20 protein-coding genes and 3 tRNA genes are annotated in these 20,090 nt (G+C 70.4%); 6 read left to right on the plus strand and 17 right to left on the minus strand.

Annotation, left to right across the window (positions count from 1 at the left end; genetic code table 11):
- Positions 1-12: 12 nt before the first annotated feature.
- The 10 genes from M8542_RS22130 to M8542_RS22175 all read right to left on the minus strand — a co-directional run bounded on the left by M8542_RS22130 (position 13) and on the right by M8542_RS22175 (position 5,791).
- Entirely contained in the window at positions 13-363 is a 351-nt protein-coding gene (locus M8542_RS22130) for a YciI family protein (protein ID WP_257922108.1), read from the minus strand.
- A gap of 49 nt (positions 364-412) precedes the next feature.
- Positions 413-1,558, minus strand: a complete 1,146-nt coding sequence (locus M8542_RS22135; protein WP_257922109.1) for a cytochrome P450 family protein — start codon at positions 1,556-1,558, stop codon at positions 413-415.
- A 2-nt stretch (positions 1,559-1,560) separates the two neighbouring features.
- Positions 1,561-2,130, minus strand: a complete 570-nt coding sequence (locus M8542_RS22140; RefSeq protein ID WP_257922110.1) for a class I SAM-dependent methyltransferase — start codon at positions 2,128-2,130, stop codon at positions 1,561-1,563.
- Entirely contained in the window at positions 2,127-2,609 is a 483-nt protein-coding gene (locus M8542_RS22145) for a hypothetical protein (protein ID WP_257922111.1), read from the minus strand. The genes M8542_RS22140 and M8542_RS22145 overlap by 4 nt, the downstream gene beginning before the upstream one ends.
- Before the next feature lie 1,117 nt (positions 2,610-3,726).
- Positions 3,727-3,936 carry a hypothetical protein gene (locus tag M8542_RS22150; protein WP_257922112.1) on the minus strand — a complete coding sequence of 70 codons (210 nt, stop codon included), beginning with the start codon at positions 3,934-3,936 and terminating at the stop codon, positions 3,727-3,729.
- 283 nt (positions 3,937-4,219) lie between these two features.
- Positions 4,220-4,293: transfer RNA gene (locus tag M8542_RS22155), tRNA-Phe, on the minus strand.
- A gap of 31 nt (positions 4,294-4,324) precedes the next feature.
- Positions 4,325-4,398: transfer RNA gene (locus M8542_RS22160), tRNA-Asp, on the minus strand.
- 28 nt (positions 4,399-4,426) lie between these two features.
- Positions 4,427-4,499: transfer RNA gene (locus M8542_RS22165), tRNA-Glu, on the minus strand.
- A gap of 99 nt (positions 4,500-4,598) precedes the next feature.
- Positions 4,599-5,375 carry an SCO6745 family protein gene (locus M8542_RS22170; RefSeq protein WP_257922113.1) on the minus strand — a complete coding sequence of 259 codons (777 nt, stop codon included), beginning with the start codon at positions 5,373-5,375 and terminating at the stop codon, positions 4,599-4,601.
- A gap of 161 nt (positions 5,376-5,536) precedes the next feature.
- On the minus strand, positions 5,537-5,791 hold the full coding sequence (locus M8542_RS22175; RefSeq protein WP_257922114.1) for a hypothetical protein: 255 nt from the start codon (positions 5,789-5,791) through the stop codon (positions 5,537-5,539).
- Between the two features lie 864 nt (positions 5,792-6,655).
- On the opposite strand from M8542_RS22175, the gene M8542_RS22180 reads away from it, so the two are divergent.
- On the plus strand, positions 6,656-7,090 hold the full coding sequence (locus M8542_RS22180; RefSeq protein ID WP_257922115.1) for a hypothetical protein: 435 nt from the start codon (positions 6,656-6,658) through the stop codon (positions 7,088-7,090).
- A 97-nt stretch (positions 7,091-7,187) separates the two neighbouring features.
- Here M8542_RS22180 and M8542_RS22185 read toward each other — a convergent pair whose 3' ends face one another.
- Entirely contained in the window at positions 7,188-7,391 is a 204-nt protein-coding gene (locus tag M8542_RS22185) for a cold-shock protein (protein ID WP_003097368.1), read from the minus strand.
- Between the two features lie 456 nt (positions 7,392-7,847).
- Between M8542_RS22185 and M8542_RS22190 the strand changes: the two genes are divergently transcribed.
- The 4 genes from M8542_RS22190 (at position 7,848) to M8542_RS22205 (ending at position 10,564) form a co-directional block, all read left to right on the plus strand.
- Entirely contained in the window at positions 7,848-9,059 is a 1,212-nt protein-coding gene (locus M8542_RS22190) for a L,D-transpeptidase (protein WP_257922116.1), read from the plus strand.
- A 158-nt stretch (positions 9,060-9,217) separates the two neighbouring features.
- The gene (locus M8542_RS22195; RefSeq protein ID WP_257922117.1) at positions 9,218-9,526 is read left to right on the plus strand and encodes a hypothetical protein; all 309 of its coding nucleotides are present in this window, start codon (positions 9,218-9,220) and stop codon (positions 9,524-9,526) included.
- Between the two features lie 4 nt (positions 9,527-9,530).
- A complete protein-coding gene (locus tag M8542_RS22200) occupies positions 9,531-10,085 on the plus strand; it encodes a SigE family RNA polymerase sigma factor (RefSeq protein ID WP_257922118.1) in 555 nt (184 codons plus the stop codon).
- A gap of 5 nt (positions 10,086-10,090) precedes the next feature.
- On the plus strand, positions 10,091-10,564 hold the full coding sequence (locus tag M8542_RS22205; protein ID WP_257922119.1) for a hypothetical protein: 474 nt from the start codon (positions 10,091-10,093) through the stop codon (positions 10,562-10,564).
- A gap of 352 nt (positions 10,565-10,916) precedes the next feature.
- Here M8542_RS22205 and M8542_RS22210 read toward each other — a convergent pair whose 3' ends face one another.
- A complete protein-coding gene (locus M8542_RS22210; protein WP_257922120.1) occupies positions 10,917-12,215 on the minus strand; it encodes an MFS transporter in 1,299 nt (432 codons plus the stop codon).
- A 279-nt stretch (positions 12,216-12,494) separates the two neighbouring features.
- On the opposite strand from M8542_RS22210, the gene M8542_RS22215 reads away from it, so the two are divergent.
- Positions 12,495-13,088, plus strand: coding sequence for a PaaI family thioesterase (locus tag M8542_RS22215; protein WP_257922121.1), 594 nt, complete (start codon positions 12,495-12,497; stop codon positions 13,086-13,088).
- 61 nt (positions 13,089-13,149) lie between these two features.
- Here M8542_RS22215 and M8542_RS22220 read toward each other — a convergent pair whose 3' ends face one another.
- From M8542_RS22220 to M8542_RS22240, 5 genes are all read right to left on the minus strand, one after another.
- Entirely contained in the window at positions 13,150-15,810 is a 2,661-nt protein-coding gene (locus tag M8542_RS22220; protein ID WP_257922122.1) for a tetratricopeptide repeat protein, read from the minus strand.
- Positions 15,811-15,853: 43 nt separating this feature from the next.
- A complete protein-coding gene (locus M8542_RS22225; protein WP_504970530.1) occupies positions 15,854-16,825 on the minus strand; it encodes a glutamate ABC transporter substrate-binding protein in 972 nt (323 codons plus the stop codon).
- Positions 16,822-18,228, minus strand: coding sequence for a GlnX family signal transduction membrane protein (locus M8542_RS22230; protein ID WP_257922123.1), 1,407 nt, complete (start codon positions 18,226-18,228; stop codon positions 16,822-16,824). The genes M8542_RS22225 and M8542_RS22230 overlap by 4 nt, the downstream gene beginning before the upstream one ends.
- 94 nt (positions 18,229-18,322) lie before the next feature.
- Entirely contained in the window at positions 18,323-18,955 is a 633-nt protein-coding gene (locus M8542_RS22235) for a response regulator transcription factor (protein ID WP_257922124.1), read from the minus strand.
- Positions 18,952-20,088: a sensor histidine kinase gene (locus M8542_RS22240; protein WP_372508572.1), complete on the minus strand. Its 1,137-nt coding sequence runs from the start codon at positions 20,086-20,088 to the stop codon at positions 18,952-18,954. The genes M8542_RS22235 and M8542_RS22240 overlap by 4 nt, the downstream gene beginning before the upstream one ends.
- Between the last annotated feature and the right edge of the window lie 2 nt (positions 20,089-20,090).

Below are 20,090 nucleotides of genomic sequence, written 5' to 3' on the forward strand. Positions count from 1 at the left end.
CCGGGATCGAGGTCAACCTTCGTGGACGATCTTCCGGACCTCGACGGCGGTGTACTGGGCGTCCGGGATCTTCGCCGCCAGCTCGACCGCGCGCGCTTCAGTTTCGACGTCGACGACGTAGTAGCCGCAGAGGAAGGCTTCGGACTCGACGTAGCCGCCGTTCTTGGTCTGGGCGACACCGTTCTTCACCTGGACGGTCTTGGTGTCGGCGGGTTCGGCGAGTGCCTTGGTCTCGACCATCTCGCCGGATTCGGTGGTGAGCTTGATGAACTCGCCGTGTCCTTCGTAGACGGCGTTCTTCTGGTCGTCGGTGAGGGTGGCCCAGAGGGTGGGGTTCATGTGGAGCGTCAGGAGGTATCGCATGCCCGGTGGTCGGAGCCTGTCCACCAGTCCGGACACGCATGTGCGCGGTTCACTCGTTCGGCCTAACGGGCAGGGTGGTGAGCCCGCGGAACCGGATGCCTTCGTGCCACGCGAGGTCGGCCTCGGCCAGGCGCATCCGCGGAAAGCGTGTCAGCAGCCGGGAAAACGCGATCTGCGCTTCCAGCCGGGCGAGCGGCGCGCCGACGCAGTGGTGGATGCCGTGTCCGAAGGCGACGTGCCCGGCCGGGCGGCGTCCGACGTCGAGCCGGTCGGCGTCGGGGAACCGGGCCGGGTCGCGGTTGGCCGCGCCGAGCGCGACGTGCACGAACTCGCCGGCCTCGATCCGGACGCCGCCGAGCTCGAGGGGTTCGCCGGCGTAGCGGAGGGTCGCGAAGCCGACGGGTCCGTCGAACCGCAGGAGCTCCTCGACGGCGGCGGGCACCAGCGAGAGGTCCGCGCGCAGGGCGTCGAGCTGGTCCGGGTTGCGCAGGAGGGCGTACATGCCGTTGCCGATGAGGTTGACGGTGGTTTCGTAGCCGGCGAACAGCAGCAGGAAGGCGGTGGCGACGAGCTCGCGTTCGCTGAGCTGTTCCTGTTCGTCACGGGCCCGCACGAGGTCCGAGAGCATGTCGCCGGCCGGGTGCGCGCGCTTGCGCCGGACGAGCTCGACGAGGAACGCCTTGAGGTGGTGGATCTGCGCGGGTTCGGCGCTGCCGGAGCCGAACCCGGCGGTCCGGCGCCGGAACTCGGCGCGTTCCTCGGCGGCGACACCGAGCAGCTCACCGATGACGGTGACCGGCAGCGGCACGGCGAACCGCTCGAGCAGGTCGGCTTCGGCGTGGCCGGCGAGGTCGTCGAGCAGCTCGGCGGTGATTTCCTCGACGCGGGGCCGCAACGCCTCGACGGCCCGCGGGGTGAAGGCCTGGTTGACGAGCTTCCGGAGCCGGGTGTGGTCGGGCGGGTCGGCGTCGAGCATGTGGGTGCTCGCGGTGGCCTCGACGCCGGCCCACCGCGCGTTGGCCCCGGACTTCCGCAGCCGCGGTTCGGCGAGCGCCGCCCGCGCCTCGGCGTACCCGGTGACGACCCAGCCGGCTTTCCCGCCGGGGAAGCGGACCCGGTGCACGGAGCCGTGTTCGCTCCAGGCGCGGTAGTGCCGGAAGGGATCGGCGAAGAAAGCGCTGTCGAGCTCGATCATCGTCAGCTCCGGCTCAGGAGGAGGTACCGGTCGTCGTCGATTTCCTTGCCCCACAGGGCCGGATCGTGCAGCCCCCGGACGTCGGCCTCGCGCCGGTGCTGCCGCACGAGGTCCCGGCAGTCGTCCCGGCTGAGCCCGGCACCGGTGAACCACCGCCCCTCGACGAGCACGAGCCGCCCACCGGGTTTCAGCAGCCGAACCCAGTTTCCGAGGGCGGCGCCGGGATCGGGCAGGGCCCAGAGCACGTGCCGCACGAGGACGACGTCGTAGGAGTGGTCTTGGCAGGGCGGATCGGCGGCATCGCCTTGCCGCAGGTCGACTTTCCCGGTGCCGGCCTTCCGGCGGGCGACGTCGAGCATCCGGGCGGAGAGGTCGACACCGCAGACGTGGTGGCCGTGTTCGGCGAGCAGCACGGCAAGGCTCCCGGTCCCACACCCGAGATCGACGACTGATCCCGCGGGCGGGATCAGCGGGAGGAGAAGGTCGGCCCAGGCCGCGCGGACGGCGGGGTCTTTGAGGCCGTGGTCGGGTTCGTCGTCGAAGGTGGCGGCTTCGGCGTCCCAGATGTTCACGGTCGTTCCCCCGCGGGCAGCCAGGCATCGGTTTCCCGGTGCCGCCCGAGCCCGATGGCCTCGAACTCGTCGAAGTGTCCACCGCGCACGACACCGAGTTCCCGCAGCGCCCGCGAAATCGGGCTCCCGCCGACGGCCGGCCGTTCACCGACGTCGAGCCGCAGCGGCCCCAGCACGACTTCGCCCCGGTTCCAGACTTGCGCGCACTGGCTGCCACTGCCCCCGAAGAAGTCCGCCTCGACGTAGGCGACGGCGCCGTCCGCCGATACGGCCGCGAGTAGCCGGCCGAAGCCCCTGGGCGCTTTCCAGAACCCTTCGAGTGCGTCGGCGCCGATGTCGGTGACGGCGTCGAAGAAGTCGTCGGTCATCAGGAGGAGCGAGAGCCCGCGCCCGAGTTCGACGACGCGCGCTTCGGGCCGGGGGCCGGCGACGCGTCGAAGCACCGCTTCGGTGCCGATGGCCGCTTCGAGGCAGTACACCCGCCGATTCTGGCGCACCGCGAGCCCAACCGACAGACGAGCTGTGCCCATACGAAAAAACCGCCCCGGATCATCGGGGCGGTTCTCGTTGCGGTGGCCAGGGCCGGGGTCGAACCGGCGACCTTCCGCTTTTCAGGTCTCGGGTTGTCGGTTCACCGCAACGCACGGACCAGATCAGCGCAGGTCGGCACGCATTAGCGTTAGCCGCGGACGACGGTGGCTTAGACCTTCTTTGAGACCTTACGGCGCAGACGAACGGCGTCGGGGCGCTCCTGGAACTTCAACGCTGTGTGACGTCCGAACCGTCCTCCCCGAGACAACCCCGCTCAACCGCTCGGCGATTGCTGTTCCTCACTCGTGCGCGCGGCCACCTCATCGAGGTTCACTTGGCGCGAGACGACCGCTCGCCCGCTCGGCGCAGACGGCGACGCACCGGGACAGATGGGCGTCCGTGCGCACAAGGCCGCACAGCACGTGGTTCGTCGAATGCCTTAACCCGAGCGTGCGGGGGGTCATGGTGAGCTTATCCAGCAGTTGATTCGACAGGATCCTGAAAATGCGCCGCTACCAGCGCGGATAGTGAAACCTGATCGCCCCTGCGTTGGTGTACTAGGCACCCGTCGACCCGTAGCGGCCGCTCGCCGTCGAGGTCTCCCCTGGCCACGTGCCCGGCCATAGGGTCATGAGGGAAGACGCAGGTCGGGCAGCCACACAGGCTGCCCGACGATGACGGAGGGCAATCCGTCACCCGTACAGGATCCAAACGGGCCCTGACCTGCATCTCCTGTCATTGCACCCCACGAAGGGAGTACCCCATGAGGCTACTTCGACAGAACATGCATCAGCCAGCCCAGGGCGCTCACGGGTTCTCTCCGGGCGATAGGCGGCACCGAGGAGGGCCGCGCCCTACGTTCGGGCTGATCGATTCCGCTCGCTACCTCGCCTCGGACTCACGGACATTCTGGCGAGTCGTCGGCGGCACGTGCGTCCTCACCGCGGTGTGTCTGCTCAGCATGGGCGTCAGCCGAGTGGGAGTCGACATCACTCCGGCCGGCGTACATCTCGGGCCTGCGTATGGACGTGACGTCCGCAACCTCGATCTGGGGCCGGGACTTCCTCAAGATCGGGTGCCGTCCGATGACGCCTCGATCCACAGAGGGCTGTCCCGGAGCGTGCTGGCGGTCAGCATCCGAGACTCCTCGAACTCACCGGGACGCCGTTCGTAGATGACGGTCGCGTCTGGCTGGACATGCCAGCGATCGACAGCGTTCGGCTGGCCAGCCGCGGCGTAGGTGGTGGCTCCTGTCAGATCTGGCGGGATGTCCATCGCGCACTCCGCGCTTTCGCGTCGGTGCCCGGACCTTCCCCGTCCGGGCACCGACCCCTAGCACCACAGAACACGCGTTCGACGGCCGCCACGGCGGCTAACAGCTCATGTACGCGGTCACTAGCGGCGGCGGTACCAGCACGTGACCGAAGTATCCAGCGAGAGGTGGCCGGCCAACACGTACTTCTGGAAGGGCGTCGCGTGAGACCCCGTTGAGACCCTGGGCATGAATCAGGCCCCCTGCCCGATGGGCGGAGGGCCTGTTTTCGCAGGTAAACCGATGTGGCCAGGGCCGGGGTCGAACCGGCGACCTTCCGCTTTTCAGGCGGACGCTCGTACCAACTGAGCTACCTGGCCGGGAACGCCGGCAAGGAGCCGAACGATCTTGCGACCCTGACGGGACTCGAACCCGCGACCTTCGCCGTGACAGGGCGACGCGCTAACCAACTGCGCCACAGGGCCTTGCATCTTGCTCTACTACAGTACTGCGTACTCCCAACGGGATTCGAACCCGCGTTGCCGCCTTGAAAGGGCGGAGTCCTAGGCCGCTGGACGATGGGAGCCCGGTCGGTTTCGGTAGACCGACCGACCGCGCTCTCAGGTCCCCCCGGGAGCGATTACAAGCATAGGGCACGCCGCCACCGCTTTGCACCGGGGGTTCCTTAAGCCCCTGGCGACGCCGAGACCTGCGCAAACAGCTCACCCAGGCGCGTTTCGAGCTCCGCCCGCTCCGGCGGCGTCAGCGACGTCAGCAGCTCGTCGATCCGCTCGTCGGTCAGGGCCTCCGCGTGGTGCCGGCGCTCGCGCAGATCCGGCTTCCGCGCGGCCGCCGCCACGAGTTCGTCCGCGGCCTCCTCCGGCCACGCCGTGCGCAGCAGCCGCTCGCGGCCGCCCTCCGGGTCCGCCACCACCGCCTCCGGCACCGACAGGCCCACCGCCCGCAGCGCCGCGAAGTGCAAGCCGCCGCGCAGCTCGCGGAAGACCATCAGCGCGAACCCGAGCCGCTCGACGTCCTCGGTGGGCCGGGCCGCGTTCTTCCAGCCTGCGAACAAGGCCAGCCCGCTCGCGTCCGCGGCGTCCACGACGCGGAACAGCAGCTCGGCCAGGCGGCCGGGCTCCGGTACGGCCGAAAGGCTGACGCGTGACCACCGCGCCGATGACTCCGCGTAGGCGCGGACGGCCGCGGGTGCGTCGAGGGCCGCCGTCGCCGGCGGGAGGACGACGTCGAACAGCCAGTGCGGGAAGATCCCGAACAGCTCCGCGGCGACCTTCGGCGGGACGTCCCCGAGCACCGCCGAGCGCCCTCGCACGTACAGCGAGCGCGGCGGCAACCCCACCTCCGCCTCGACCGCCGCCAGCTCGGGCGACGTCATGAACCGGCCACCCAGCACCTGCACCACCGCGCGGATGCGGCTCGCCACACCTTCGGTCGTCGTCATGTCCGTCCCCTTTCGACCCAGCAAACGTAACACTGTTACGAAACTAGCGTCAAGAACCCGGACAGACCCTGCGAATTACTTGCCGAGAACGGCGACAACCTGCACAAACCCCACCGGACAGGCCCGGCGGCACCCGCCGGACCCCCCAGCCGACACCCCACTCACCGCTGAACCGGCGCCTGCCCGTCCTCGTCCAGGTCCAGCCCCAGCATCTCCAGCAACTGCGCGCAGTCTTCGACCCCCAACGCGCCGTTCGCCACCGCCAGCCGCGCCCGCCGGACCTGATCATCCGACACCCGCTGCGCATCGCCCGAACCACTCCGCTGCGCCGGCAACCCCCCGGCGAACGGAGCACTCCCCCCATCGGCACCTTCGTACCGGAGGAGGAACTGCCGCACTTCAACAGACCCGCTCATGGCCCCTCCAAACGGCTCACAACAACTTGGCCGCGAGGCTAACCAGCGCCGGCCGCCGCACACAGCCCCCCGGAGAGTGAACCTGAGGCCACGCTCCGCTCAACGCAGCGCAATCGGCAACGACGGAGAAGAACACCACCCGAACGAACGTCACCCCAGGTCGCCGTGACACCGAGCCCGGAAAAATCCCGCTCTCCACTCGCCCGAGGAAGGAACTCGTGCAACAATCGAAGTGCTGACACACCCCCGGTCAGCGCCTGTGGAGATCCCCTCCGACCCCCGCGTTCCTCCCCCTGGCGCGGGGGTCCTCCATTTCTGGGCCTGCTCGGGCTTCGCCCTTCGCTTCGGCCCATTCATTTCGGCGTGCTGACCCGGGGGGCCGAGCCCCCCCGGACCCCCCACGGTGCCTCCGGTGCGGCTTCCAGCGTGGTTGCGTTGTCCGCTTGGGAGCGTGGCTGGCTTTCTTTGGAGCCCGCCTCGCCTCGGGCGCTGTGCGCCCTGGCGGCTGTTGTTCGGTTCTCGGCTGAGCGTGTCTCTCCCGTTCCCGTCGGTCGGCGGATTCCGGTTTCCGCGCTCACGGGGCGTCGCAGCGCCAGCCCGCGCTCCGCGCCTGCCGGGCGTCGCAGCGCCAGCCCTTGCCAGCCGCGTCCCGTGCGCGCTGGGCGTCGCAGGCCCTGCAGTTCCGGTCTTGCTGTCTTGGTTTGGGTTTTTGCTTTGATCGACTCGGTGGGTTAGGGGGGTGTTGCTGTGCGTTCTTTCTCTTTGGGCTGAATGGGTGGGGGTTGGGCTGAATGGGGATGTTTGCCTGCGTGTCGTGGCTCACAGTGGTTTGTGTGGCGAGACCTAACCGTTATCGTGTCTGGCGTGCCTCTTCCCTCCCTTGGCCGCTTGAGCAGCCGGACGAACCTCAAAGCCGCGTCCTCCGGACGCCATCGTGGTGCCGCTAAGCCTGCGGACGATGGCGTTGTCGAGGACAAGGAACTCACCTCCTACCTCGCCGCCCTGGCGCCCGATGCCGACAACGAGAGCACCGGGACCGGCAAGCGGTTCGGTGAGGCTCAGGTCATCCAGCTCCGGATGAGCCTCATCGCCAACCAGCAGCTGAAGGACATCGCCGCCGAGCGGGACATCTCGCCCCAGGCGCTCGCTCAGGAGTGGATCCTCGAGCGGCTCAACTGGGAAGGCCAGGCCTCCTCGCTGCAGGACCAGCGGCAGCACGCCGGCGACCTGCACGACCTCACCGACGAGTTCCACTTCCCCGCCGACGCCTTCGACGCGCCGGCCGTCGGACGCCGCTGAGGCGCGAGCACCCCACAAAGCGCATGAGAAAGGGCCCCCGGCGGGAGATTCGCCGGGGGCCCTTCGCTCAGGCCTTAAAACACGCAGTGGGCCTGTCTCAGATCGCGCGGACCTTCTGGGCCTGCGGGCCCTTCTGTCCCTGGCCGACCTCGAACTCCACTCGCTGGTTCTCCTCGAGGGTGCGGAAACCGCGGCCCTCGATCTCCGAGTAGTGAACGAACACGTCGCCTTCGCCGCCGTCCTGCGCGATGAAGCCGAAGCCCTTCTCCGCGTTGAACCACTTCACAGTGCCTTGCGCCACCGCTGTACTCCTCGTTACACAGATCCGCTTCGAATGCCACCGAAGCGGCACCCCGACCGTCCCGGGCGGTTCCAACGAGTCGAGTCAAGAGCGTGGGGCTCCATGGCTCGCGTCAGAAGTTCCGCGAGTGTGAAGCCACTAACACGCAAAACGACGGCCTGAGAGCAGACTACCGGGATCTGGCCAAAGTTGAACCCCGTGATCGAGGCGAAAAACGCCGGTCCGGGGCAAGGTCACCGGAACGTCGTAGGGCTCCCGGCCACGTTCTGTCGGACCCACCGGTTAGTCTGGCGCAGCACAGCGACCCCGTGATCACCGGATACGGCTCGGAGTCGCCCGTGCCCCCTCCGTGAAAGCCTCCGTGGCCCACTGTGACCTTAGTCACTCGGGTCTTGCTCAACGTCGCAGGTCCACGGGACGTCTCGAAGGGGGGAAGCACCAAAGGGGCAAAGGGGAATGGGTGTGACGGTGAGGACTTCCACACTGCGCCGGGGCGCGGCTGTGGCACTGGGCTTGGTCGCCGTGCTCACGCTGGGGGCGTGCAGCAGTGAACCGACGGTGTCGGCGAGCGGTTCTTCGGGCGGGGGCCCGACTTCCGCGCCGCCGCCCACCGCGCAGCCCGCGAAGCTGACGGTGACGCCGGCCGGCGGCGCGCAGGACGTGCCGCCCGGCGAGCCGGTCGGGGTCAAGGTCGACAGCGGCACGATCCTCTCGGTCACGCTGACCAACCCGGACGGCAAGCAGGTCCAGGGGCAGACGTCGGCGGACAAGAAGAGCTGGAGCACCACCGAGCAGCTCGGCTACGGCAAGACCTACACATGGACCGGCCAGGCGCAGGGCGCGGACGGCAAGAACGTGGCCATCGGGGGCGCGTTCACCACGGTGAAGCCGCGGCGCCAGATGTCGGCCAGCCTGAACGTCGGCGACGGCCAGACGTACGGCATCGCGATGCCGATCGCGCTGAGCTTCCCGAGCCGCGTCACCGACAAGGCCTCCGTGGAGAAAGCGCTGTCGGTCGAGACCACGCCGAAGACCGAGGGCTCGTGGGGCTGGACCGACGGTGACACCTCGGTGCACTGGCGGCCCAAGGAGTACTACAAGCCGGGCACCACGGTGAAGGTCAACGCCAAGATCTACGGCGTCAAGATCGGCGACGGCACGTACGGCAAGCAGGACGTGTCGGCCAGCTTCACCATCGGCCGCTCGCAGATCGTCAAGGGCAACACCACGCAGCACACGATGCAGGTCATCCGCGACGGCCAGCAGATCGCCGACTACCCGGTGAGCTACGGCCTCGACTCCGACCCGGGCCGCGTCACGCACTCCGGCGTGCACGTGGTCATGGGCAAGCAGGCCTCGTACGCGATGAGCAACCCGAAGTACCACTACGAGAACGTCGTGGTGCCGTGGGCGGTCCGGATCTCCAACAACGGCGAGTTCATCCACGGCCTGGCGGCGTCGGTCTGGGCGCAGGGCAAGAAGAACATCTCGCACGGCTGCCTGAACCTGTCGCCGGCGCGGGCCAAGGAGTACTACGACGGCGTGCTCACCGGTGACCCGGTGGAGATCACGGGCAGCACGCAGACGCTGAGCGCCAAGGACGGCGACTACAGCGACTGGACGTACGACTGGGCGGGCTGGCAGAAGCTGTCGGCGCTGGCCGGTTAAGACCTTTCACGAAGACCGGGCGGCCGGGAAGTCCAGCGTGGACTTCCCGGCCGTTCGCGTTTCCCCGAAAACTCGATGCAACCCCGCCGAACACCCGCCGCATGACTACGGGCAGAGGCGCGCCGATCCCGGGCGCGCCCGCGAGAAGAGGAGCTGTCTTGCGTATCCGTATCGCCCTTTCCCTCGGCGCGCTCGTGCTCGCCGGTGGTGCCCTGACCGGTGGCATCGCGCTGGCTTCGGAGGCGCAGCCGCCGGCCCCGACGACGGTCCGGCCCACCCAGGCACCGACCGAGCCGCCGTCCGCGATCCCGACGACGAGCCGGGCCACCAAGGCGCCGACCGCCGTGCCCGCGCCGCCGCGTGAGGCGACGAAGGCGCCGTCCGCGCGCCCGCAGCGCGTCCCGCGTGCCGTGCCCGCCGGCCCGACCGGTGACCTGCACCTGCCGGCCATCGGGAAGTCCCGGTAGCCAGGTGATCTCCCGCTCCCGTCCGTCGACCGGGCCGGGCTCGCCGTGGGACGGCGAGTTCGCCCGGTACTTCGGCGAGCGCGCGCCCAGCCTGCGGTCCACCGCCTTCCTGCTCTGCGGCGACTGGCACCAAGCCGAGGACCTCACGCAGGCCGCGCTGCTCAAGCTCTACCTCGCCTGGCCGAGGCTGTCGCGCCACGACGCCTTGGACGCCTACGCCCGCAAGGTCGTGCTGCGCACGTTCCTCGCCGAGCACCGGCGCAGCAGGTGGAAGCGGGAGCGGCTCACCGACGCCCCGCCGGAGCTCCCGGCGGAACCCACCGGGAGCGACCAGGACATGCTGGTCCGGCAGGCGCTGGCTGTCCTGGCCCCCAAGCAACGCGCTGTGCTGGTGCTGCGGTACTTCGAAGACCTGAGCGTCGAAGAGACGGCGCAGGCGCTCGGCTGCAGCACCGGCACGGTGAAGAGCCAGGCCTCGCGGGGCCTGGCGACCCTGCGCAACCGGCTCGGCCCGCACTACGGTGCGCTGACCTTCAGCGCGCCCACGGAGGGGAGGTGACGAACATGGACCCCGAAGACGACGTCCGCGCGTTCCTGACCGGCGCGGCCGGCGGCCAGCAGCCGCCGATGCGCCTCGAAGCCACCGACGTGATCGAGCGCGGCGGCCGGGTCCGGCGACGGCGCAAGCGCTGGGCGGTCGCCGGCACCTCGACGGCGACGGCGGTGATCCTCGCGGTGGCCGGTTTCCTGGCCGGCCACCGCGCCGGGCCGCCGGACCCGGTGCAGCCCGCCGATCCGGGGCTGTCCACGATCGGCACCACCGCTCCCGCGCCGGCACCACCCACGGAGAACGTGCCGGCGACGTCGATCGCGCCGCCGCCGGAGGCGCAGCCGGGCCGGGTCCCGCCGTCACGTGCGACGAAGGCGCAGGAGCCGACGCCGTCGACGAGCCGGCGCACCGTGCGGCCGACCGCGCCGCCCTCGGCGAACCCGACCGACACGGTGCCCGAAGTGCCGAAGACCACCGCTTCCCGGTAGCTGTTTCCGCAGGTCAGCGACGTGGCGCAGATCACCGTTTCAAAGTGGGTTCCTGACGAAATACTCGGCATCCTCGTGGCGATATGCCCTGTGGTGGTCCGATCGGACACCGCAGGAACTGCTCAGCCGGACGGTGCGCCGCCGGCCCGAGAAACCGAGGAGGAAGCACATGGTGCTCGCCGCATTGATCGTCGAAACCGGAATCGCTGTCGTGGTCGCTGGTGCGTTGGCCGCTTGGTCCCGCAAGCGCTTCACTCCTCGGAGCGAGGCGAACTGACCCGGCTGACCCTCAGCGCACGTGTGCCCCGCCCGGTGATCCGGACGGGGCACACGTTATTCCAGGGGCGGCCGCTCAACGCTGAGCGGACGCTCCCGTCAGGGGCTTGCCACCACCGGTGCCTTCGGTGTCGATCTCGTCCATCGGCACCTGCGACGTCTCCGGGATCTTGATGATCGGGATGATCGCGATCAGCGCCGCCGCCATCAGGTAGTACGCCGGCCAGTCCGGGTTGCCGGTGCTCTGGATCAACGCCGTCACGATGACACCGCAAGTGCCGCCGAACAGCGACGTCGAGATGTTGTAGCCGATCGCGAACGAGCCGTACCGGACGCGGGTCGGGAACATCGCCGGGAACGTCGAGCCGATCACCGCGAGCATCAGCACCAGCAGGATCGCCACGATCAGGAACCCGACGAACAGCCAGAAGATGCTGCCGGACTGCATCAGCTTCAGCGACGGCCAGCTCAGCACCAGGAACCCGATGGCCGCGGTGAGCAGCAGCGGTTTCCGGCCGATCTTGTCGGACAGCGCGCCGAGCGGGATGATGATCGCCATCTGGAGCACTTCGACCGCGATGATGATCAGCGTCGACGTGTTGTCGTTGATCTTCAGCGTTTCGGTGAAGTACGTCGGCATCGTGGTCAGCAGCAGGTAGTCCGCCACGTTCAGCAGCAGCACGATGCCGATCAGGTTGAGGATCATCCGCCAGTTGCGGACGAAGATCTCCTTGAGCGGCGCCTTGTGCGGCTTCTGGCCCGCGGCTTCCATCCGCCGGAACTCGGGGGTGTCCTCGAGCTTGTTCCGCAGGTAGAGCCCGATCAGGCCGAGCGGCAGCGCGACGAAGAACGGGATCCGCCAGCCCCAGGCGTCGACCTGGTCGGCCGACAGGGACAGCGTCACGGCGAGCACCACGAGGTTGCCGAGCACGTAGCCGCCCAGCGTGCCGAGCTCCAGGAAGCTGCCGAAGAAGCCCCGGCGTTTCGTGGGTGAGTACTCGGCGATGAACGTCGCCGCTCCGCCGTACTCACCGCCGGTGGAGAAGCCCTGGATGATCCGGAGCAGCAGGATCGCGATCGGCGCCGCGATACCCATGCTGTAGCCGCCGGAGTAGGTCGGCAGAACACCGACCAGGAAGGTGCAGCCGGACATCAGCAGGATCGTGACCGCGAGGACCTTCTTGCGGCCGATCTTGTCCCCGAGCGGGCCGAAGAACGCCCCGCCGAACGGCCGCACGATGAACCCGACCGCCAGCAGCGCGAGTGACTTCAGCACGGCGTTGCCCTCGCCGGGGAAGAACTCCGAGCCGATGCTCACCGCGATCGCGCCCGAGGTGAAGACGCCATAGTCGTACCACTCGGTGGCGTTCCCCATCGCGGACGCCCACACCGCGCGTTTTACGGTTCTCTCGTCCGCTGACGGTTTGCCCGTCGTAGCTGGTTCGCTCATTCCGGCGACGACCTCCTCCGTGCAGTGCCCACTACCGGGCCGTTCGAGCTCATCAGCCCAGTCTTGCCCGGTCCGGCGGGGTCGGCAGCCTGAGCCGGTAATCTTCTACGGTGGGGAACTTTCCGGCTACTGAGAGGTATACGTTGCCTGCTTACGCCGCGGGTCGCGCGCGGGGCGGGTTTACCCGCGAGTTAACGTCAGCGCATGAGTCGTGTTTCTCAACCCTGGCCGCCGGTGGCGGTGGAGCCGGCGGTGCCGCACCCGAAGGCGCCCGTGGCCGGCACCGAGCTCGGTGTGCACTTCAACGAGTGCTTCGGCTGCGGTGACGAGGCCGACGCCGGGCTGCACCTGCGCTCGACGGTCGGCGAGGGCCAGGTCGTGCACTCGCGGTTCACGGTCACCGCGGCGCACCAGGGCGCGCCCGGGCTCGCCCACGGCGGCCTGCTGGCCTGCGCGTTCGACGAGGCGCTCGGCTCGGCGGTCGGCAACCTGATGCGCCGCCCGGCGGTGACCGGCAAGCTCGAGACGGACTTCCGCCGTCCGGTCCCGGTCGGTTCGACGTTGTTCATCGAGACCCGGCTGGACGGCGTCGCCGGGCGCAAGATCTACGTCAGCGCCGACGGCCACCTCGACGCCGCGGACGGCCCGATCGCGGTCAGCGCTCGCGCGCTGTTCATCGTGGTGGCGTTCGACCACTTCAGCACCCACGGCGACCCCGAAGCGCTGGAGAAGCTGGCCGCGCAGCACGAGAAGAACCAGCGCGAGCGCGAAGAGCGCGGCTGGGAAATCAACCCCTGACCGGAGCTTTCATAGGGAAAGTGCCGCCCTCGAAGTGTCACTTTCCCTACGAAAGTGCCGCTCAGGTGAGGGTGCGGGGGCGGATGGCGTTGGCCCGGTCGACGAGCTGCACACGCTCGTCGATCGTGGTCGCCAGCCGGGCCAGCGCGCGGTAGCAGCGCTCCAGCCCGAACCGCAGCTCACGCTCCTCCAGCGAACAGCCCAGCACCCGCGCGCCCGGCGTGGGTTTGCCCTGCTTGAGCCACTCGTACGACGCCTCGAGCACGCCGGCGGTGAGCCGGGTCTGGCGTTCGACGTCGAGGCGGAGCCGCTCGAGGCGGCCCGACGCGTCGAGCAGGTCGTGCTCGGTGACCGGGGTTTCGCGGCCGTTCGCCTTGGTCGCGGTCGTCTTGATCCTGATCGCCGCGACCTGCGCGTCGACGTAGTGCGTTGACGACTGCGGCACCGTTTCGAGCACCTCGACCGCGCTGTTGCGCGCGCCCTGCGCCAGGTACACGCGTGCGAGGCCGAACGCGGCGCTCACGTAGGTGCGGTCGGTCCGCCAGACCAGCTCGTAGAACCGCGCGGCTGCGAAGTAGTCGCCGACGCCCTCGGCGCTGACGCCCAGCGCCAGCTTCGGCGCGATCTCGCCCGGCAGGTCGTCGTACACGGCCTCGAACGCGACGTGCGCGACCCGCGAGCGGCCGCCGGCCAGCTCGATCAGGCCGCGGTACCAGTCGATCCGCCAGTCGTGCGGGAAGCCGTTCTTGATCGCCAGGTACTGCGCCGCCTGCAGCTGCCGCTGCGCCTCGGCCAGCTCGCCCAGCTCGATCCGGGCGCGCACGATCCGCAGCCGCACCTCGATGGACTCGCGGGGTGCGCCGGCCAGCGCCTCGATGGCGCCACGCGGGTCGAGCGCGGTCGTCGTCGCGAGCACGCCCGCCGCCGGGTCGTCGGTGTCGACCTGCGGGATCGGCAGGCCGGCGACGACCTCGGCCGCGCCGGGCAGCGGCACGCTCTGCCCCGCCTCCGGCACCACCAGCTGGACGCCGAAGGTGCGGCTCTCCGGGCCGAACACCGTCGACGCGCCGGGCCGCGGCTTGCCGGTGCCGAGCGCCATGATCTCGCGCAGGACGCCGGTGAGCTGGTCGGCCATCTCCTCGGCGGAGAGGAACCGGCGATCCGGGTCGGAGTGCGTCGCGCGGCGCAGGAACCGGTAGTAGGACCCGAAGAGCGCGAACAGCGGCACCGCGTCCGGGCCGGGCAGGGTCGTCTTGAACTTGCTGGTGTAGCCGGTGAACTCGAAGCTCAGCACGGCGAGCGTGCGCCCGACGGTGAACAGGTCCGACGCGATCGACGCGCCCTGCGTCGCCAGTTCCGGCGCGCTGTAGCCGGTGGTGAAGAACAGCGGGCTTTCGTAGTCGTCGATCCGGCGGACCGCGCCCAGGTCGATCAGCTTGAGCTGCTCGTTGGTCTGGATCACGTTGTCCGGCTTGAGGTCGCAGTAGAGCATGCCCTGGCTGTGCAGGTAGCCCATGGCGGGCAGGATCTCCAGCCCGTACGCGATGACCTGGCCGATCGGCAGCGGCTCCGGCCGGCGGCTTTCCCGGTGGTGCGCCAGCGCGAGCTGCCGCAGCGACTGGCCGCCGACGTACTCCATCACGATGTAGCCGACGGTCGTCTCGCTCTGGCGGTCCGGGTGCTGGACGAAGTTGTGGATCTTGACGATGTTCGGGTGCTCGACCTCGGCCAGGAACCGCTGCTCGTTGGCCGCGGCGGCCAGCGCCGTCGGGTCACCGGAGTCGATCAGTCCTTTGAGGACGACCCAGCGGTCGCTGACGTTGTGGTCCTGGGCCAGGTAGATCCAGCCGAGGCCACCGTAGGCGAGCGCGCCGAGCACTTCGTACTGGCCGCCGACGAGCTCGTTCGGCTGCAGCTTCGGCAGGAACGAGTACGGCGTGCCGCAGTTGTCGCACTTCCCTTCCGCCGCACCGGGATTGCCGTCCTGGCCGCGGCCGACCTTCGCGGCGCACTTGCCGCAGAAGCGCTTTTCCTCCGACACCATCGGGTTCGCGAGCACCGCCGACGCGGGGTCGCGCGCGGGCACCGGCGGGACTTCGACCAGCCCGGCGCCGAGCCGGCCGCGCCGCGAGCGCGAAGTGCGGGACGACGTCCGCCGCGAGGTGCCGGGGAACGAGCTGGATCCGGACGACGAGCCGCTGCCCGTTCCCGTCCCGGTTCCGGTGCCGGTGTGGCGGCCTTCGCTGGGCCGCTCGGGCAGCACGCTTTCGGTGCCCGGGTCCGGCAACGGCAGGCCCGGCCCGCTGTCCGGGCGGGGCGCCGGCGGCATGATGCTCTGGGTTTCCGGCGCGGGCGCGGCGAGCACGCTCGTCGGCTGCGGCGCGTTCGGGTCCGGGCGCACCACCTGCGTCGCCGGCGAAACCGCCTGGACCGGCGGGGTCACCGGGTTGATGCTGCCCGGCGGCCGGGTGGGGTCTTCCGCGCCGGGGATCGGCGGGCGAGCGGGCTGGCCGCGCGGCGGTGTCGGCGGGCGGCGCACGGGCGCGTGGAAGACCGTCTCCTGCCCGCCGGACGGATCACCGTCGTCGAGGCGGCCGGAGATCGACGGCTCCGGCGTCTCCCACCGCACCGGTGGGGGCGGCTGCCAGCTCGGCGCCGGCGGTTGCTGCTGCTGCTGGTCGTCCGGCGCGGCGTGCCGAGGACGGCGCGGCTCCTCCGACACTGCTACCTCCCAGACCCCGACGACGTGCGGGGTTCGATCCTAGTCACTGGTACACCGGCGACGGCGGGCTCGCGGCGCCCAGCGAAGGCTCGACCCAGCGGCGGTAGCTGTCCTGCCAGGCGCCGCCGTTGCGGACGTTGTCGAGCACGGCGTTGACGAAGCGGACCATGTCCTCGTTGTCCTTCGGCACGCCGATGCCGTAGTTCTCCTCGGTGAACTGGCCGCCGACGACCTGCAGCGTCGGGTCCTGCGCGGCCATCCCGGCGAGGATGGTGTCGTCGGTCGACACCGCGTCGACCTGGCCCTGCTGGAGCATCACCAGGCAGTCCGACCAGTTGTCCACCGTGATCGCCACCGGCTTCGCCGGGTCCGTCGCGATCTTCGCCGCGGACGTCGACTTCTTCGCCGCGCAGATCTTCTTGCCGCTCAGGTCGGCCAGCTTGGTCGCCTTCGACTCCTTGGTGACCAGGATCCGCTGCCCCGCCTTGTAGTAGACGGACGAGAACTGCACGTTCTTCTTGCGCGCGCAGGTGATGCTGAAGGTCCGGACCACAATGTCGACCTGGTGCTTCTCCAGGACTTCCTCGCGCTGCCCCGACGTGATCGCGCGGAACTGCACGTGGCCTTCCGGCGAGCCGAAGATCGCGCGCGCGATCTCGTTGACCATGTCGATGTCGAAGCCCTCGAGGTTGCCCGAGGTGGGGTTGCGGAAGCCGAAGAGGTAGGTGGTCTGGTCGACGCCGGCGATCAGCTTCCCGCGGCGCTTGATGTCGCCCATGGTGGAGCTGTCGGGGACGTTCGTGCTGCTCGGCGAGAGGCTGGCCAGCGGGTTGCAGCTGGTGTCGGCGCCGCCGCCGGCGCTCGAGTCCGGCCCGCCGACGTGCGCGGGCTGCGGCCAGGCCGCGTTGCTGACCGGCGCCGGGTCCATCGGCTTGCCGGGACTGCCGCAGGACGCCGCCAGCAGCGCGACGAACGCCAGCACGCCCGCCCGGACGGTGTTTCGCCGCCTGCTCACCGGTACTCCCTCAGTCGCTCGCGGATTCCCATGGTGACGCCCGCCGCGGCGACGATCGCCAGCACGGCCAGGCCGGGCGCGAGGAGCGTCAGCGCGCGGTCGCCGTTGTGGGTGTCGTCGAGGAAGTCCTGCCGGCCGACGTCGATGGCCGCCTGGAGGCTGTCGTCGAGCCGCCGGAACGCCGGCGCCGAGCCGCCCTGCTTGTCCTCCAGGACGGCGGAGTCGACGGCTTCCTGGTACTGGCCCGCGTTGTCCTGGCCGCGGACGCCCGCGTGCGCCTTGATCCAGTCGTTCGCGGCCTTCGTGGCGTCGGCGACCTTCGCGGCGCCTTCGCCGTCGGTGATCAGACCGCGGGCTTCGCCGAGCAGGCCGCCTTGGCCGTCCTCACCGAGCATCTGGACGGCGTTGGCGCCGAAGTCCCGCTCGTAGGCCGCGCCGTCGCCGCGCGCGACCAGGGTCAGCGTCTCGTCGGCGCGGGCCTGCAGCGCGGCGATCCGCGCGCGGACCAGCACGTCGACGCGGTGGGAGCCGTCGTCCTGGCCGCTGCCGACCAGGCTGCCCTGCACGATGAGCGCGACCGCGCCCCACAGCAGCGAAAGCACGACGGCGACCGTGGCGACGACGAGCCCGACGTTGAGCAGCCGGTTGGTGCGCCGGGTCAGGTAGACCTGCGCGACGACGAGCGCGGCGAGCAGCGCGAGGACGAGGATCGTGGCGAGCCACGGGAAACCGGTCGCGCTGTCCTGCTCGTCGATCAGCCGCGCGGTGTCGACGCGGTAGAGGTCCTGCGCGGCGGGCAGGATCTTGGCTCGCATGAGTTCGGACGCTTCGCGGAGGTAGGACGCGCCGACCGGATAGCCGAGGCGGTTGTTCGCCCGCGCGGTTTCGACGAGCCCGGTGTAGACGGGCAGCTGCTGGTTCAGGACGTCGACCGGGCCGGACGCGGCGGCGACGTCGGAGGAGTCGGAGGCCGACTTCGCGAGCGCGGCGCCGGCTTCGGCGATGTCACGCTCGTAGCGCTGCCGCAGCTCTGCCGGCTCGGTGCCGATGGAGAGGAACGCGCTGGCCGCGGTCGCGTCGGCGTCCGAGAGCGAGCGGTAGACCTGCTGGGAGGCGGCGGCGAGCGGTTCGCGGTGGTCGATGACGCCGCTGATCGTGTCGTCGCGGTCCTGCACCGACAGCGTCGCGACCAGCCCGGCGACCAGCGCCAGCAGCACGAGCCCGACGGCGATCACGGTGAGCCGGCCCGGGGTGGTCGCGGCGGACCGGACGACCGCGCGGACGCCCTGTCCGGGCAGGTCGAGCAGCCCCAGCAGGCCGCTGCGGCCCCCGCCGCGGTCCGGGCCATCCGGTGGCGCCGGTGCGGGCGCCGAGGGACCCGGGGCCGTCGCAGTGCTGGTCATCCCCGATTCCTCCCCAAAAGACTTCCCCGCAGAAGGTAGCCGAGTCGCCGCGCGCGCGGTGACCGGCACCGCCCGCCGTCATCAGCACGTGATCTCACAGCCGGTGCGTCAAGGCGTATCTGACGGCTTCGGCGCGGTGGCGGGCGCCGATCTTCGCGAACGAGTTGTTGATGTGCGTTTTGACCGTCGCTTCCCCGATGTACAGCTCGGCCGCGATCTCCTGGTTCGTCAGCCCGCGGGCCACCAACGCGAGCACTTCGGCTTCGCGGGCGGTCAAGCCGTCGGGCCGCTCCGCCGTGCTCTTCGGCGGGGCGGCGAGCGCCTCGACCAGCCGGTCGGAGACTTCGGCGGTGAACATCGCCTGGCCGGCGGCGGCCGAGCGCAGCGCGGCGGCGATCTCCGCGCGGCCGGCGTTCTTGGTCAGGTAGCCGCGGGCGCCGGCCCGCAGGGCGTCGGCGATCGACGCGTCGTCGGCGTAGGTCGTCAGGACGACGACGGCGGTGCCGGGGTGGTCCTGCCGGATCCGGCGGGTGGCGGCGACGCCGTCGAGGCCCGGCATGCGCAGGTCCATCAGCACGACGTCGGCGGGGTGGCAGGCCAGCGTTTCGACGGCTTCGAAGCCGTTGCCCGCCGAGCCGACCACGTCGACGTCGTCGAGCAACCCGAGCAGCGCGACGAGTCCCTCGCGCACCGCCTGCTGGTCGTCGGCCACGACCACCCTGATCAACTCCGCACCTCCGCGAGCACCCGCCAGTGGCCGTCTTCCGGGCCGGATTCCAGCGTGCCACCGGCGAGGGCCAGACGCTCGCGCATTCCGGCCAGGCCGAAACCTTCACCTGTCCGAGTGAATTCGCCGAGCGCGTTGCGAACGTCGAGCCGGACGACGCCGGGCTCGTGGCTCAGCCGCATCCGGATGTCCTCCCCTGGCGCGTGCTTCCCCGCGTTCGTCAGTGCTTCACGCGCGATGCCCACGAGCGCGACGACGACCGCGGACGGCAGCGGCTCGGGCTCGCCTTCGGCGGCGAAGCTCACCGAAACCCCGTGGTCGGTGGCGTGCTCGGCGGCCGCGGCGGCGAGGGCGTCGGCCAGTGGCCGGATGTCCTGGCGGAGCGCGGTGACGGCGTTGCGGGCTTCGACGAGCCCGTCCGCGGCGAGCCGCCGCGACCGCCGGACGGACTTCAGCGCACCGTCCACATCGGACCGTTCGGCGAGCAGCGCCTCGGCCAGTTCGAGCTGGACCCCCAGCGCGCCCAGGGAATGCGCCAGGACGTCGTGGATCTCGCGCGCGATCCGGGTGCGTTCGTCGAGCGCGGCGGCACGCGCGTGCTCGGCCTGCGCGAACCGGGTCTGTTCGAGCAGCGCCTCGGCTTGCCGCGCCTGGACTTCGTACTGGCGGCGGTTGAGCCCGATCAGCACGAGCAGCAGCATCACGCCGGCGTCGGAGAGCGCGTCGGGGAGGGAGTCGCCGACGAGCAGGTGCGAGCCGACCGCGAGCACGACGTCGAGCAGGCCGATCCCGAGGATCGCGCCGACGCCGACCGAGGTGAGCGTGGCGAGCCGGCCCAGCGCGATCACCGAGAGCACGATCGCGCTCGAGTCCCCGGCCCAGCCGACTATCGCCGCGGGCAGGGTGCTCGCCACCGCCAGCAGCGCCGCGGCCGTCTTCGGCAGCCGGGACGCGAGGACGACGAACCCGAGCCAGCACGCGCTCGAGACGCCGTACGCGGCCCAGATGCGCGGGTCCGGCTCGTGCGCGGTCAGCAGCGTCGCGGCGACGAAGAGCGTGCCGAGCAGCTGCACCACCAGCCAGCTCGGGGCGATGGTGTCCGGCAGCGCGGGGCGTTTCGGCACGCCGTCCATCT

The organism is Amycolatopsis iheyensis (assembly GCF_024703995.1).
In the GTDB taxonomy this organism is placed as follows: domain Bacteria; phylum Actinomycetota; class Actinomycetes; order Mycobacteriales; family Pseudonocardiaceae; genus Amycolatopsis; species Amycolatopsis iheyensis.

Coding starts and splice junctions, on each gene's coding strand:
- M8542_RS22205 (WP_257922119.1), top strand. CDS start 10,091: ATGGACCCCGAAGACGACGTCCGCGCGTTCCTGACCGGCGCGGCCGGC.
- M8542_RS22170 (WP_257922113.1), bottom strand. CDS start 5,375: ATGACGACGACCGAAGGTGTGGCGAGCCGCATCCGCGCGGTGGTGCAG.
- M8542_RS22190 (WP_257922116.1), top strand. CDS start 7,848: ATGGGTGTGACGGTGAGGACTTCCACACTGCGCCGGGGCGCGGCTGTG.
- M8542_RS22150 (WP_257922112.1), bottom strand. CDS start 3,936: ATGGACATCCCGCCAGATCTGACAGGAGCCACCACCTACGCCGCGGCT.
- M8542_RS22240 (WP_372508572.1), bottom strand. CDS start 20,088: ATGGACGGCGTGCCGAAACGCCCCGCGCTGCCGGACACCATCGCCCCG.
- M8542_RS22230 (WP_257922123.1), bottom strand. CDS start 18,228: ATGACCAGCACTGCGACGGCCCCGGGTCCCTCGGCGCCCGCACCGGCG.
- M8542_RS22210 (WP_257922120.1), bottom strand. CDS start 12,215: ATGGGGAACGCCACCGAGTGGTACGACTATGGCGTCTTCACCTCGGGC.
- M8542_RS22215 (WP_257922121.1), top strand. CDS start 12,495: ATGAGTCGTGTTTCTCAACCCTGGCCGCCGGTGGCGGTGGAGCCGGCG.
- M8542_RS22130 (WP_257922108.1), bottom strand. CDS start 363: ATGCGATACCTCCTGACGCTCCACATGAACCCCACCCTCTGGGCCACC.
- M8542_RS22135 (WP_257922109.1), bottom strand. CDS start 1,558: ATGATCGAGCTCGACAGCGCTTTCTTCGCCGATCCCTTCCGGCACTAC.
- M8542_RS22175 (WP_257922114.1), bottom strand. CDS start 5,791: ATGAGCGGGTCTGTTGAAGTGCGGCAGTTCCTCCTCCGGTACGAAGGT.